The organism is Bacteroides sp. AF25-38AC (genome assembly GCF_003602995.1).
In the GTDB taxonomy this organism is placed as follows: domain Bacteria; phylum Bacteroidota; class Bacteroidia; order Bacteroidales; family Bacteroidaceae; genus Bacteroides; species Bacteroides uniformis.
The window spans coordinates 193,726-208,649 of record NZ_QTMD01000001.1 but is presented as its reverse complement, the minus strand read 5'-3'; the positions used below and the strand labels follow the sequence as shown (position 1 = coordinate 208,649).

12 protein-coding genes and 2 pseudogenes are annotated in these 14,924 nt (G+C 48.2%); 12 read left to right on the top strand and 2 right to left on the bottom strand.

Annotated elements, in window-relative coordinates; all coding sequences use genetic code 11:
• Positions 1 to 1,338 (top strand): RagB/SusD family nutrient uptake outer membrane protein, encoded by a 1,338-nt coding sequence (locus DWY55_RS01140; protein ID WP_005826376.1) that lies wholly within the window; start codon positions 1 to 3, stop codon positions 1,336 to 1,338.
• A 117-nt stretch (positions 1,339 to 1,455) separates the two neighbouring features.
• A pseudogene (locus DWY55_RS01135) lies at positions 1,456 to 2,235 on the top strand (MFS transporter); the annotation flags it as partial.
• Between the two features lie 95 nt (positions 2,236 to 2,330).
• Here the strand turns inward: DWY55_RS01135 and DWY55_RS01130 are convergent.
• Both DWY55_RS01130 and DWY55_RS01125 read right to left on the bottom strand, forming a co-directional pair.
• On the bottom strand, positions 2,331 to 2,612 hold the full coding sequence (locus DWY55_RS01130; protein WP_120177971.1) for a helix-turn-helix domain-containing protein: 282 nt from the start codon (positions 2,610 to 2,612) through the stop codon (positions 2,331 to 2,333).
• A 120-nt stretch (positions 2,613 to 2,732) separates the two neighbouring features.
• A pseudogene (locus DWY55_RS01125) lies at positions 2,733 to 3,659 on the bottom strand (ATP-binding protein); the annotation flags it as partial.
• 154 nt (positions 3,660 to 3,813) lie between these two features.
• Here DWY55_RS01125 and DWY55_RS21920 point away from each other — a divergent pair.
• The 10 genes from DWY55_RS21920 to DWY55_RS01075 all read left to right on the top strand — a co-directional run bounded on the left by DWY55_RS21920 (position 3,814) and on the right by DWY55_RS01075 (position 14,899).
• On the top strand, positions 3,814 to 4,890 hold the full coding sequence (locus DWY55_RS21920; RefSeq protein WP_165859504.1) for a hypothetical protein: 1,077 nt from the start codon (positions 3,814 to 3,816) through the stop codon (positions 4,888 to 4,890).
• Positions 4,851 to 5,384, top strand: coding sequence for an outer membrane beta-barrel protein (locus DWY55_RS21915; RefSeq protein WP_165859503.1), 534 nt, complete (start codon positions 4,851 to 4,853; stop codon positions 5,382 to 5,384). Before DWY55_RS21920 ends, DWY55_RS21915 begins: the two co-directional genes overlap by 40 nt.
• Before the next feature lie 156 nt (positions 5,385 to 5,540).
• A complete protein-coding gene (locus tag DWY55_RS01115; protein WP_120177970.1) occupies positions 5,541 to 6,968 on the top strand; it encodes a hypothetical protein in 1,428 nt (475 codons plus the stop codon).
• Between the two features lie 582 nt (positions 6,969 to 7,550).
• The gene (locus DWY55_RS01105; protein WP_025277680.1) at positions 7,551 to 8,183 is read left to right on the top strand and encodes a DUF4903 family protein; all 633 of its coding nucleotides are present in this window, start codon (positions 7,551 to 7,553) and stop codon (positions 8,181 to 8,183) included.
• 81 nt (positions 8,184 to 8,264) lie between these two features.
• Complete coding sequence (locus DWY55_RS01100; protein ID WP_120177969.1) at positions 8,265 to 10,625, top strand: TonB-dependent receptor; 2,361 nt, start codon at positions 8,265 to 8,267, stop codon at positions 10,623 to 10,625.
• Positions 10,622 to 11,332 (top strand): HmuY family protein, encoded by a 711-nt coding sequence (locus tag DWY55_RS01095; protein ID WP_120177968.1) that lies wholly within the window; start codon positions 10,622 to 10,624, stop codon positions 11,330 to 11,332. The genes DWY55_RS01100 and DWY55_RS01095 overlap by 4 nt, the downstream gene beginning before the upstream one ends.
• Positions 11,333 to 11,340: 8 nt before the next feature.
• Positions 11,341 to 11,613 carry a hypothetical protein gene (locus DWY55_RS01090; RefSeq protein ID WP_243633622.1) on the top strand — a complete coding sequence of 91 codons (273 nt, stop codon included), beginning with the start codon at positions 11,341 to 11,343 and terminating at the stop codon, positions 11,611 to 11,613.
• Positions 11,582 to 12,496, top strand: coding sequence for a hypothetical protein (locus tag DWY55_RS01085; protein WP_120177966.1), 915 nt, complete (start codon positions 11,582 to 11,584; stop codon positions 12,494 to 12,496). Before DWY55_RS01090 ends, DWY55_RS01085 begins: the two co-directional genes overlap by 32 nt.
• Positions 12,497 to 12,509: 13 nt before the next feature.
• Positions 12,510 to 13,403 carry a hypothetical protein gene (locus DWY55_RS01080; protein ID WP_120177965.1) on the top strand — a complete coding sequence of 298 codons (894 nt, stop codon included), beginning with the start codon at positions 12,510 to 12,512 and terminating at the stop codon, positions 13,401 to 13,403.
• A complete protein-coding gene (locus DWY55_RS01075) occupies positions 13,400 to 14,899 on the top strand; it encodes a PepSY domain-containing protein (protein WP_025277674.1) in 1,500 nt (499 codons plus the stop codon). The genes DWY55_RS01080 and DWY55_RS01075 overlap by 4 nt, the downstream gene beginning before the upstream one ends.
• Positions 14,900 to 14,924 lie beyond the last annotated feature (25 nt).

Here is a 14,924-nt window from a genome sequence, read left to right as displayed (position 1 = left end):
ATGAAGAAAACAATAAGTCTGATGATAATGGCCTGCATGCTTCTGCTTGCGGCATGCGACAACTATCTGGATATACAGCCTACCGGTAGTGTCATTCCCAATTCTTTGGCTGAGTATAGAGCGTTGCTTGCCCGTTCTTATAAGGACGTGAGTAAATTCAGTGACCGGGGAATGGCTTGTTTCCGTTCCGACGAGATGCAGGTTCGGGATAATGAATATGACCAAAATTATTATATGGATATAGAGCGCTGGAACGACCTTGCTCCCAATGCCTATACCTCATCGTTTGAATGGGCCAAGTATTACAATGTACTTTTTATTGCCAATCACGTTATTGAGAGCAGAAGTGATATTAAGGAAGGCACTGAGGAAGAGATAAATCAGCTTGTAGGAGAAGCGTATATGCTCCGTGCTTATGTACATTTCTTATTGGTAAATCTTTATGGACAGCCCTATACTAAGGAGGGAGCTTTGGATACCAAATCGGTACCGCTGAAATTGGATACGGATTTAGAGAAAGTCCTGAAACGCAATACGGTGGAAGAAGTTTATACTTCCATCCAAGCAGATATTGACGAGGCACGCAAACTGGTCATGAAGGCAGAATGGGAACAGAGATATTCATATCGTTTCAATGCGGCTTCGGTAGAGGCGTTTCAATCACGCGTATCCCTTTATAAGGGCGAGTGGCAGGCGGCTTGGGATGCTGCTGAGGCAGTGCTTGCCGTGAAGTCTGTATTGGTAGATTTGAATGATGCCGCTGCAACTCTTCCTAACAGTTATAATTCCGTGGAAAATATTACTCCACTGGAGACACCTCTGAGCAGTACAATCAATGGGGCTGCTCTGGCTACTCCGGTTTTTCTCTCCCTTTATGCTGAGAACGACCTTCGGCTGGACAAATATTTTGCTGAAACGGATGAAAAAGGTTTCCGGAAGAATAAGAAGGCGGGAAGCAATAACTACTTGTGTACTTTCCGTGTGGGTGAAATATATCTGACGGCTGCTGAGGCTGCTGCCCGACTTGGAGAACTGTCTCAAGCACGTACTCGCCTGCTGGAACTGATGCGGAAACGTTATGCACCGGAGGCCTACGAAGCGAAATCCGTTGTTGTCAATGCCATGGATAAGGAAGCGTTGGTACAGGAAATATTAGATGAACGTGCCCGTGAACTTGCTTTTGAAGGACATCGCTGGTTTGACCTTCGTCGTTCCACCCGTCCGCGTTTGGAGAAAGTGCTTGATGGTACGCGTTATGTACTCGAAGAGAATGATGCCCGCTATACATTGGCCATTCCGAAAGAAGCCATAGAAGCCAATCCGGGATTGCTGAACTGATAAAGATAAAACTCCCCGATTCTGTATTGACGAGAATCGGGGAGTTTTGTCTTTATGTGGATTGGATATGTATTTTTTACGTACCTTTGCACCGTTTTTTGTAATAGACAGTATAAGATGATACAGAATCAGAGACCTCCTATCCGTAGAATTGCTTTTCCTATTCTTATAGCATTGAGTATTTCGCATTGTTTGAACGATATGCTGCAATCGGTTATTTCGGCAGTATACCCTTTGTTCAAGGAGGATTTATCCTTGAGTTTTGCCCAGATTGGTCTGATTACGTTGGTGTATCAGATGTCGGCGTCCGTGTTTCAGCCTCTAATGGGATTGTTCTTTGATAAGCGCCCCATTGCCTGGTCATTGCCGATAGGTATGGGCTTTACTTTGGTCGGTATCATGAATCTGGCTTTTGCTACTAATCTGTATTGGTTGCTGGCTTCGGTATTCATTGTGGGTATCGGTTCGTCTGTACTCCATCCGGAGGCGTCACGTATTACTTTTCTGGCTTCCGGCGGAAAACGCGGACTGGCGCAGTCTCTATTTCAGGTGGGCGGGAATTTGGGTGGCTCGCTTGGACCGTTACTGGTGGCTTTGCTGGTAGCTCCTTACGGGAGGCATCACATTGCCTTGTTCATGGTTTTTGCCTTGATTGCCATCGTGGTGATGATTCCTATATGTCGTTGGTTCCGTTCCTACTTGAACCACATCAAGAAACGCCCGATGCTTGTGGCAGGAAAGATAGAACGCCCTCTTTCCTCAAAGATGACGGTGTTTGCCATAAGTATTCTGCTGATACTTATCTTCTCCAAATATATCTATATGGCAAGTTTGACGAGCTACTATACATTCTATCTGATCCATAAATTTGGTGTTACTGTTCAGGCTTCACAGCTTGAACCGAATATTGTAGCCCAATTCATTGATTATCAAATATTAATATCAGGGATTATATAGTTATGATACCATATAGTTCCCGATAATTGTAAGTATTAGCCTATTCTTTTTTGTGCAACCTCTATCGCATCGTGTTTTAATTCGTCTTCATCCTCTACCGCATCTAATACTTTGTCTGCTAACCACAGAGTGAGAAGTTCATTCTTATCTATATTGAAATATTCTGCTAATTGTATTACTTGTGTACGTTTAGCTCGTCTGTCTCCGCGCTCTATTTTGCTGAACATCGGAGTATCTATTTCAAGCAAGGCTGCCAACTGTCTTTGCAGTACTCCGTGCTCTGCTCTTAATTCTCTTATTCTTTCTCCTAATAACATACTTTTTAATTTACAAGTTTGACGTGAATTAACCGGATTATTATTGTCCGCTATAATATGACGGAATCCGTTATAATTTCCGCTATAATTGGAATAAACCGTCAAAATCTTCCGTTATGACTACTCTTTTAAGAACCATATCCGTCCTTTCGCATAAATAAGCTTATCCACACTTAATGCGCTAAGTATATCTCCTAAAAGTCTCAATTGCTGTTCATGCGTCTTAACTTGCGGCATTACATCTTTGACATATTCATAAATGCTATCACGTTTCGCTCCATCTGTGCCGGCATTCTTAAGATACTGCAAAATCATTTGTTTGATTTTCTCCTTATCAAGTCCTTTTTGTCTGGTATAACCTTGCAGTTGACGAGTAGCCTTTGCAATCCCTAAAGAGATTGTATAATTGGGGGCTTCGCCCTCAATGAGTCCTCTGTTCAGTAAATCCTGCGCAACATCCTCATGAATGGTTCTTCCTTTCTGAACAGCATCTAATGATATGCAATCCCACAAGGTTAGTGAATTGTTGGTTTTGAGCAAGTTGGTGTATCTTTTATTTATCTCATTGCCGTAAATACGTACCGACACTTTTCTGTTTTTTGCATCAATTTCATAATCCGGCATTGGAAAATGACGACGCCATTGTTCATTGAACATCTTCTTTATGCCTCTACTTACTGTATCTATCATGTTGAAGTCAACCATTGCTCTGCAAAGACATTCATTTCGAAAATACGCTTGAGGTTCTTCATTTGTTAAAGCATTTTCCAACGTACCAGGAATGAAAGCCCCTGCATTAGAGTAATAAAGGTAAGTCGGATTTTCTACAAAATTGATTCGCTGCTGCATCGTATAGTCTTGATGTGCGATACAATTATGAAGTGCCTCGCGGATGGTATAGTCATCATATTGCTTCATAGTGTCAGGGAAGAGCGTGCCTCCCGGCATTTCACGCATTGTCAGATTTTCAATCTTTGATAAAATCTCATCTACGGTTAATATAAATGGCACGGTGAAGTGTTCGTAATCCACAACATCCTGCTTTTCCACTGCAAACCAAGAAGGAGTTCAACGGTACACTGATGACTTCCATAGCCGCAGGCAAGGGTAACAACAAGAAAAAGAAGCGGAACTGACGGGCAACTATTTTAAGAAAAGCGGCGAGAACCTTTCACTTATCGCCAAGTCCGGCAACCGGAATATGACAACCTCTTATGAAGACAACCGGACGGATAATATCGCCTTAAACTTCGTAAAGAAATTCGGTCCGGACTTATCCGTGAACGGGAATGTGATGTACAACAACTTTATAAATGGAAGTGAAGGCACATCCTATTACGAACAATATCTGAATACCGGAAATACTTACCGCTATTCCTCCAACACCAACCGCATGGAAAACCGCATGGCAAGTGCCGCGCTGGGGGCGCAATGGTATGCGGACGACAAGACGCTTTTAAGCTTTTCCGGGAATTTCAACACCTCGAAAAGTTCCGGCGAGAACGGCAACCGGCAGGACACATACAGTGCCGACCCCGGACTGGATGTGTCCAACCCATTCGGGGAAGGCGCGGAAGAAAGCGTTGCGGACGATATTCGGATAAACTCCATCGACATGAGTTCCGTCTCAAAAAACCACAACAGCCAGTACATACTTATGGGCGAAGCCACCCGCAAGCTGAACGGCAAGGGGAGCCACATCAGCCTGACCGTGCGATATTCCGACGGGCGGAATGACAACGACAATTTCTCCGTGTCATCCACCACCTATTACCAGTTGGAGAGTTACATGGGCGGCGACTCCGTACTCTACCGCAACCAGTACCAACACAGCCCGATGCGCAACCGCAGCCTTGCGGCAGGATTGTCTTTCACGCAGCCGCTGGGCAAGCGGCTGAAGATGCAGTTGTCCTACAAGTTCCAGTCCGACCGCCAATACAGCAACCGCGACACGTATGACCTGTCCCCGTTCTTTGGGGAAGACGACGGTGACCGTCCGGCAGGGTATCTTCCCGACAATTACGAAACCGGCTATACGGACAGCCTGAGCAACCGAAGCGCAAGCCGCAGCATTTCCCATACGATGGGTCTTACATTGAACTATGCCGACAAGGAGTGGGACATCCGTGCCGGGGTGTCCGTTTCCCCCGAACGGCAAAGCCTTGACCAGAAGACGGGGATGCTGCAGGCAGACACCGTCCGGCAATCCTGCAATTACAGCCCCAATCTTACAGTGGCATGGCGCAGGAAACAGACGCGGGTGCAACTGACCTATTAGGGGAATACCCGGCAGCCTTCCTTGGGCACCTGCTTACCCTGACCGACAACAGCGACCCGCTGAACATCACCCGTGGAAATCCCGGCCTGAAGCCTTCCTTCAACCAGAACATAAGGCTGGAAGCGCGGGACACGAAAATAGGTCTGAGCGGCGATTTGAACTGGTCGAATACAATCAACAATATAACACGTGCAGTCACCTACAACGCCGTGACGGGTGGCATCCAGTTGCGGAGCGATGCCGCCTATTCCTTCCGCAATGGGACGAATATCCGCAAAGGCGCGGACAACCAAGTGGTGTGGAACGTGCGCTTGACGTGGCGTTTCCTCAAACAGAAAAAAGCGGAGCTGTCGTTCTACTGGTCGGACATCCTCAGCCAGAAGAAGAATTTCTCCCGCAGCTTTTCCTCTGCCGGGCTGTCGGAAACACACACGCAACAGATAGGTAGTTACTTCATCGTATCATTCAAATACCGCTTCAATAAGCAATTCTAATTTGTCTTGAGATTCAACGTGTTATATATTTCCGTTAAAATTCCCACCCATAAATAGTGAACACAAAAATACCAATTTTAAGGTATTGTAAGGGTTCTGACATGATTGTAATTTTGCACCGATAAAAATAAGTGTAACTTAAATTAAATTGAAACGATGAACAAACTTTACATGGGTGTGGCCGCTCTTGCCTTGTGCCTCGGCTTCACCGCCTGTAGCGACGATGAGGACGGGCCTTCATACAGCACCGCCACCGTACAGAACACGGAACTGAAAACCATCCTTGCCCAGAAGGGCTACCAGTTCAATGCCGACGGCAACCTGCTACTGGACGAACTGGCCAACAATACCACCACCCTCGACCTTTCGGGAACAAACATCTCCACCGACGCGCTTGCCGAACTGAGCATACTGCCCAACCTGACCGAAGTAGATTTGTCGGACAATGGTTACGGTCCGGCATTTGATTTCGCCAAGCTGCCGGAACAAATCACCGGAATAGACCTGACGGGTAATGAAATCTACGACTATGATAATCTTGTGAGTGTCGTAGTGGAAGAAAACGGCGATGAAACTGTGACTAACCTGCACGAAATTACCAAACTTTACCTTCCGGAAACCGCTAAAGAGAATATCGAAGATCTCGTGCGTTTCTACCGCCAAAACAAGGAAGCCATCACCGCCGGCACCATTGATATGAAGATGACTGATGTCGATGGCAATCTGCAAACCTATACCACCCTGCGCGACGTGCCCGACGCAAACCTGCTCGTCCGTTTGAAGACTGACTTCTCCGATTTGTTTAACGGCGACCAAATAGACCTTAACAAACGCTTGGGACTCGACCAAAAAACAAAGGAGTTACTTGTTTCTCCTAGTGATAATGTTTCCAACTTTGAAGGTATTCAATATTTGATAGGAAGTCTCTCTTGGGAAGGCTCTAAATTCGGTCTTTACGCCGCTGAAGTAGAAAATGTAGCTTCTATGCCTAACGTAAAAGTAGGGAAATCCATTACTCAAATCATCCTGCAAAATGTAGAAGTGGAAGCTATCGATTTATCCAATGCTACTAATTTAGTAAATGTATGGATTCAGAATATCCCGGGTTTGCAGAAATTAGATTTGAGCTATTCTACTATTTGGGGACAACGAGATAAAGAGACGGAAAGTAATGAAACGTATGGCAGTAATCTGATGGTTCTTGGATGTCCTGCACTGAAAGAAATCAAATTGCCCGAAAAGGATGAATTGAAAGTTAACACCATTGACATCGAAAGCCTGAACGCATTGGAAACATTCGACATGTCGAATGTCAAAATGCTATCTAACATAGCTATTGGTAATTTGAATAATGACTTTAATCTGGTCTATCCGGAACTGACCATTTTCTATAATGAAGATGGACGTGCCGGTACTACTTTTGCCTGTTCAGAAAGCACTTTCTATAGAGAATCGACTCAAGCATTCTTAAAAGCAAACTATACCGATATCGATTCATCCGATAAAGTTAGAAGGTTAGGTTACAGTTCTTCTTTGATGTATGATGAAGGATGCCGTTGGAGGACTTTATTGAAAAATCAATAATAAAGTGTAATTATTTTTTTGTTAGACTTTAATTATAAAAACGATGCGAAAATTTTTCTTAGGAGCTACCCTTGTTGCAGCAAGTTTCGGAATGGCGCAGTCTGCTGAGTTTACTCTTGCGGTATCCGGTAAGTTCTTAGGTGCAGATTTCCCTGCATCCGTACACTTTGTTGGAACAAAATAATTCGTCATTATTTTGTCAAGCAACGAATTTAAATTCAGAAAGAGTAAGGGGAAAGCCGTCAAACGGCTTTCTGTTAGCTCTTTTTGTGTGTTTACTAAGAAAAATTTATCACAACATATTCACCTCACCCAATGGGGAAGAAAACCATTATCTTGTCGGCAAGGCTGCTATGCCGCTAAAAACACTCCCGGTATGCAACCGACGGCGAGGAAACAAAATTATCCAAACCGCCAGCCTACATGCGGTACACATCAAAGACAGACTTTGCCATCGGAAAAAGCCTGCCTTTAATCATGTAAAAACCATGACTTTACATACCCTTTGCGGAATACACGCAGGCAAGGGTAATGAACAGGAAACAATTATAGGTTACAAAACAAGTAAATTATATAAGCAAAATGAAAAAGTTATACTTTTTATTCAGCTTTCTTATGGCAACAGTAATCGGATTAAGTTCGTGTGAAAGTGACGATTCACTTACCAATGAGCCACCTGCACAGGAATATATTGATAAGGCAAAGGAAATCCTTGTAGGAGACATCGTGCTCTCAACCCGTGCTACAATGAGCGGCGTGGACAAGACGCTGCTGGAAAGCGGTTGCCCCACCAAGTTCAGTTTTACGTGGCGAGAAGACGGTATGATGGTGCTCGACCTGAGCGACTTCACCGTTGGCGCCATGCCCTTTGCCATCACCTTCCGCTGTGCAACGAAGTTTATGCAACTCAACAGTTGGGAAAAGGATGAATACCCCGGCAGCGGTTGGGTGAAGTTCGTGGGAACGGACGGAAACGTCACCACGAGCGGCGATGACGCTGCGGACAACCAGGAAGGGAGCGGTGCACGTGTGGATGGTTTCCTGAACGTGGACACCAAGCAAGTGGAGTTCATCGTGGACTACAATATGATGAACGTGCGCACGGAGACCTTCTTGCAGACCATCGACCCTACGCGCATCGACCGCTTCGAGGAAGAGTTCGCTCAGTATGAGAAAGACCTGGAAGAAGCGAAGAAAGAACAGGGTAAGAATTGAATATAAACAGTTGGAATTGTAAAAACAAGGACACGGGAAACAGACTGTGCCCTTGTTTTTAATGCTATTAAATAAAACGATATGAAACAGATTGCAACCTTCATCCTGCTGTTGGCGCTATGCGTCTGTACGGATGCGGCAGCCCAGCGGATCGTCAGGCTGACGGTGCTGGAGAAAGGGGCGGAACAGCCCATCATAGCCGCTAATGTGGCCTATGCCGACAATCCGGAACTGAGGAACGCCATGCACACCATCACGGACGTGGACGGACAGACAGTGCTGAAGCTTGCAGGGAAAGGCTGTTGGTACTATAAGGTGACATACGTTAGCTTTGTACCGGAAACAGGGAAAATAGAAAATACCGAAACGGTGAAGACCGTATATATGAAAGATGATGCGTTAGGGCTGAACGAAGTAGTCGTGACGGGTTCGCGTGCGGCACGCCCCATCAAACTGTCCCCCATAACAACGCAGGTATTGGGCGGCAAGCAACTGGTGGATGCCGGATACGCCAATCTGCAGCAGGCTCTCCAGCAGGAAACTCCGGGACTGAATATACAGAAAGTGGGCTTCGGAAACGAAATTTCCATGCAGGGACTGGATGCCCGGCACGTGTTGTTCCTGATGGACGGCGAACGTATGACGGGCGACATGGCGGGCAACCTGGACTATGAACGTTTCAACCTTCATGCCATCGACCGCATCGAGATAGTGAAAGGTGCAAGTTCCACCCTCTACGGAAGCCGTGCGGCTGGAGCTGTCATCAACCTGATAACCAAAAAGACCTCCAAACCGCTGTCGATAGACGCCGGAGTGCGTTATGGACAGATGAACGAGCGCAACTACAAAAATCCGCAGCCAAGCGACTTCCTGTATATGTTCGAGCAGAATGCCGACCGCCCCAACCTACAGGGCTGGGTGTCGGCAGGCTTCAAGGCGGGGAAAGTGACCTCGCAGACCGATGTGTGGTACAGCTCCACCGACGCATTCTATATGTATCAGGCGGAGAACGACAAAAAAGTCTATACGCAGGAGGCCAACCCCTTCCTGCCCCATGACATCACGGTGGTCAGCACCGCAGCCCGCCCGCCAATGGGTATCGAAGGCAAGGAGCACATCACGATGTCACAGAAAGTCTATTACGATCCGATAAAAGATTTGTCAGTCTTGCTATATGGAGGAGGATTCTTCATGAACACGTACGACCTGATACAGGACATGACGTTCAGTCAGGCGAACGAATGGAACGCCGGGGCCAAGGTGACTTACCATATGAAAGACTGGTTCAGCGTGACCGGAAGCCTGCACGGGGATTTCTATAACCGATACAAGCGCCATGAGCGCATCGATACCCGTAATAAGGACTATGAGAGCAGCATCTGGCAACCCCGTCTGACCGTGACGAGCGACTACTTCGACGGCCACAGTCTGATATTCGGCATCGAACACACTTCTGACGAATTGACCAGCGACCGTTTTTCGGGCAATGCCAACCATGACCTGAAAACCCGCGCCCTGAAAGAGACGGAATATTTCCTGCAGGACGAATGGACCATTAATCCCCAATGGATGGTGTCTGCCGGACTGCGCACTAACTTCTCGCGTGCGTTCGGTTTCATGGCTATGCCTAAAGTGGCTGCAAAATATTCACCCAATGAGCAGTGGGCTATCCGCGCCAACTATTCAATGGGTTACCGTTCTCCCAGTATCAAGGAACTTTTCTTTAACTGGGACCATTTGGGAATGTTCATGATTCGCGGTAATGAGAACATGCAGCCGGAGAAGAACAATTACTTTTCGCTCGGTGCAGAATATTCGAACGACTGCCTGTTCGTGTCCGGTACGGCATACGGCAACTATTTCCGCGACAAGATTGAAGGAGTGTGGCGCATCTACGACATGCAGTACAATTTTGAATATACCAATCTGAGCAAGCAGCGTCTGTTGGGTATTGAAGCTTTGTTACGCTGGAGGGTATTGGATTGTATGACCCTTAACGGAACTTACAGTTATGTCAATGTGAGCAAGAACGAGGGCATACAGGTAAATACCACATCTCCACACGCTGCTACTGCAAGTCTGGATTATAAATATGCACGGAAGAATTACCGTCTGAACGCTGTGTTCAGTGCATCGTATATGGGAAGCAAGAAGTTCGATGTGCAGGATCGCGTATTCGTGGAAGAGGACAACAAGAGCTATGATGCCTATTTCCGTTGCGACCTTCCGCAATATGTACTGTGCAACCTCTCCGTATCGCAGACTTTCTGGAACAAGGTGAAGCTGACTCTCGGTGTGGACAATCTGTTCAACTATGTGCCGAAAACACTGGGTTCCGGGATTACGATGTTCAATGTTCCGGCTACAGCCGGAACCCGCGGATGGGTACAGATGGAATTTATGCTTGATGATGTGATTAACTCTTTAAGGAAGAAGAAATGAGAAAGACAGGACTGAAAACGATGTGCCTCCTGCTGGGCTGTCTGCTGATGTGCGCCTGCGTGGACTATGACGACATACAGCCTTTCAACGGAAAGACACTGCCGCGCAAGTCGGGTTATTCCACCGGTGTGACGAATGACTGGATTTATTTTAACCTGCGTACCGGCGAAATGTTCAATGCCTATGGGGTGAACAAGGACATCAAGGAAGGCGAACAGTACGACCGCACGGATTGGGACTTGGCTTTTTGCGGCTACGTGTTGAGAACGAACAGCGGTACCAGTGGTATAGGCCGTGGAGGTGCAGCCGACTTGGGATATGGCGAATACAATAAGTGGACAAGCGTTTCGCAGTTACCGTCGGATTTGGAATGGGTGGTCGATAATGGTGAGGTCAGTGTGACCATGTCGCAGAACGACTGGAACCATTACCTGGTGGAGAACGGGCTGGATTTTGATTCTAATCCCTGGTTCGACCCGAACAACGGACCGCAAAGGACAAAGACCAATGCCAATCCGTTGCTGGCCGAGGCGATGACGTTTGCCGGACCTCCTCCTGTATATACTCCGTCTTTCCACACATACGTAGTGCGTACGGCAGACGGACAGCGTTACTTCAAAATACAGATTATCAGCTGGTATGATGCCAACGTGGAGATAGGCGACGAGGGCGGACGCATCAGCTACTATTGCGACGAACTGAAATAGGCATGCTTATGGAAAAGACACTCTTTCGTTTTTGGAAATTCTGCAACCGCAAATGGGTGAAGTGGCCTTTTATTACGGTTGCAGTAATTGCAATAACTGCCGCTCATTTCGTGATGTCCGCCAAATATGGAGATACTGAGAAGGCTCCTTCATGGGAGTTCACAGCGATGCTGCATTCCGCATTATTGGTTATGGCAATTATCGTAATAGTTATTTATAAAAAGTATATCAAAGGTAAATTAATGGAATATGAAACAGACAGTGGAAACAAAGACAACTGAAGTAAAAATGGAAAAGAAAAAATATTGGTGGAAAGCCACCGCATCATTCCTGATGGTATTGTTCACCATGCCGCTTGGCCATGCCGTGATGATTCTGATGGAGCATTTTCTGGATGAGACCACACTGCATTATTCGGCTTTTGCCATGGGATTCGTGGGTATGCTGATGGTTATTGCAGGCGTGTTTGCCAAGGGAGATACGCGCCAGACTCTGTGGGGACTGTTCGGCGGTCTGCTGTTCTGGACGGGATGGGTGGAATTCCTGTTTATGTATTTTGCCAACCGTTTCGGCACACAGCCGGAACTCGACCCTGTGACGGGAGAGATAGTGACCCGTCCTGAATATCTTATACTTCCGGCTTCTTTCGGATTCTGGATGATGGTGATGATTATGTATCTGTTCAGCACACGCAACGGTTGCAACTTCATCAACTGGTGGCAGCGTCTGCTGTTCAAGGGAAAGAAGAACGAGATAGCCGCTCGCCCGATGACACGTCACACGAGCATCGTTACCTTCATGGAGCTGATGATGATTCTGTGGGCTTCCTACTTACTGCTGATGTTCTGTTATGACGACGTATTCTTAGGCGAAAATCATCCTGTTACACTTTTGGTAGGCTTGGGCTGTCTGATAGGTTCGTTCTTTATCTTTGCCAAACAGCTGCGCATCGCTTCGTGGGGAGCCAATATCCGTATGGCCATTGCTACGGTGGTGGTTTTCTGGACACCTATCGAGGTATTGGGACGTATGGACCTGTTCAGCGAGATATGGACAGACCCTTTGAACCATGTAATGGAGATGGTGATAATACTGGTAGTGTTTGTGGCTTTAGCGTTCTATCTCTGGTATAAGGGCGCAAGGAAATCGGCTGCTGTCGGATAAAAAGTCTGTTAATATGACAACAGGATTAAATAGAAAACAAATGAATTGGGGCAAAGCGATCGTGTCCATTGCGGTGACACTGGCAGCGATGCCCCTTACGCATATTCTTGCCCGTATGCTGAAAGACGGCACTACGGGAGTTGAACAGTTTTATGCGGGAATGGGAATGGGAGCCTTCGGACTGGGACTGGTCATTGCGGGTGTCTTTATCAAGGGAGATGCGCGGCAGAGCCTGCTCGGACTGTTCGGCGGTATGTGCTACTGGATGGGGGCGGTGGACTTCCTCTTCATGTACTATGCCAACCGCTTCGGCACGCAGGCACAGCTCGACCCCGTGACGGGCGAGGTTGTCAGCCGCCCGGAGTACCTGCTGCTGCCCGCCACCTTCGGTTTCTGGGCGATGACGATGATGCTCTACCTGTTTTGCACACGCAACGGCTGCAACTTCCTCAACTGGTGGCAGCGGCTGTTCTTCGGCAAGCACAAGAAGGAGATTGCCGCCCGACCCATGACGCGACATACCAGCATTGTGGCATTTATGGAAGTGATTACGATGTTGTGGACGTGTTACCTCACACTTATGTTCTGTTATGACGAGCGTTTCCTGGGCGACCGTCATCCGGTGACATTGCTTGTGGGGATGCTGGGGCTTATAGGTTCGCTGTTCATGTTTGCCCGTCTGCTGCGTTATTCTTCATGGGGCATGAGTCTGCGTTATGGCTTCGCTACGGTCATCATCTTCTGGATAGGTGTGGAGGTGTTCGACCGTATCCACGTGTTGGAAGGCCTGTGGGCGGCACCGTCGGAACATACCGACCAACTGGCGGTCATCGGACTGTCGCTACTGGCGACTGCCGCTTACCTCATATATAATAAGTTGCACAAGAAACAGACGGCAACGGCATGAAACGGATTACATGGAAAAAACATCATAAGTGGCTGGGCATCGCGCTCAGCCTTTTTCTGCTGATGTTCTGTCTGTCGGGCATCGTGCTGAACCACCGGTGGCTTGTGCGTGATGTCGACATCAGCAGGAAGTGGCTGCCTGTCCGTTACGAATACACGAAATGGAACGGTGGCCTGCTGCGGGGCACATTGCCCTATACGGACGAGGACAGCGTGCGCCGTGTGCTGGTCTATGGCACGGGTGGCATCTGGCGGACGGACACTTCCGCTTCCGCATTCGCCGACTTCAACGACGGACTGTCCGATGGAGCAGACTATCGGCAGATACGTGCCGTGGCGCAAACGGCGGACGGCAGCCTGTATGCGCTCAGTCCTTTCGGGCTGTACCGTTACGGCATCCACACAGGTTGGCAGCAGATACCGCTCCCTACGGACGGAGATGAAATGCTGACGGACATGACCTGCAAGGGCGACACGCTGGCGGTGCTGGGCCGTTCTTATCTCTATATCTCCATGTCTCCCCATACCCAATTCCGTAAGATACAGTTGCAAGCCCCGTCGGACTATGACGGCAAAGTCTCCCTGTTCCGCACGGTGTGGGTGCTGCATACGGGCGAACTGTTCGGTATGCCGGGCAAGCTCGTCATGGATGCGGTGGCCGTGGTATTGGTGTTGCTCAGCCTGACGGGTATCCTCTACTGGCTACTGCCTAAATACATGCGGCGCAGACACAAACAAGGAAAGAGTGCGGACAAGGCGGCACGCTGGACGCGCCTCTCGTTGCTGTGGCATGACAAGTTAGGCCGCACCACCCTTGTATTGACCCTACTTATTGCCGTGACAGGCTGGTGTCTCCGTCCGCCCGTACTGATAGCTCTTGCACTGACCGATACGCCGGCCCTGCCCGGAAGCACCCTTGACAGCCCGAACCCGTGGAACGACAAACTGCGAATGGTGCGCTACGACACCGCCTGCGGCGACTGGTTGCTCTCCACTTCCGAAGGCTTTTATTCCCTGAAATCGTTCGAAGCCATCCCCGAAAGGCTGACACATACGCCACCCGTCAGCGTGATGGGGTTGAACGTATGGCAGCGCGAAGTGCAAGGTCATTGGCTCTGCGGCTCGTTCAGCGGACTGTTTGTATGGAACAGAGCGCAAGGCACGGCGACCGACTGGTTCACGGGCGAACAGGCCGAGGATAAGTCCGGTCCTCCGTTTGGCAAGAAAGCCATATCGGGTTTCAGCGCGGACTTGGGTAAAGAGCCGTTTGCCGTGGAATACTACAACGGGACGAACGCGCTTCCCCAGCCGGAAAGCCTCGCCGCGCTCCCCATGTCGCTTTGGAACTTCGCTCTGGAAGTCCACAGCGGACGCATCTACATCGGCATTGCCGCCACGTATGTGTTCGTGTTCATCGCCGGCATTGCCATTGTGTGGTGTCTGTGGAGCGGATGGAAGTTGCGGAAAAAGAACAGGAATAAACAGGTTCATAACTGAAAATCCCTAAAAATAGGTATTGCCC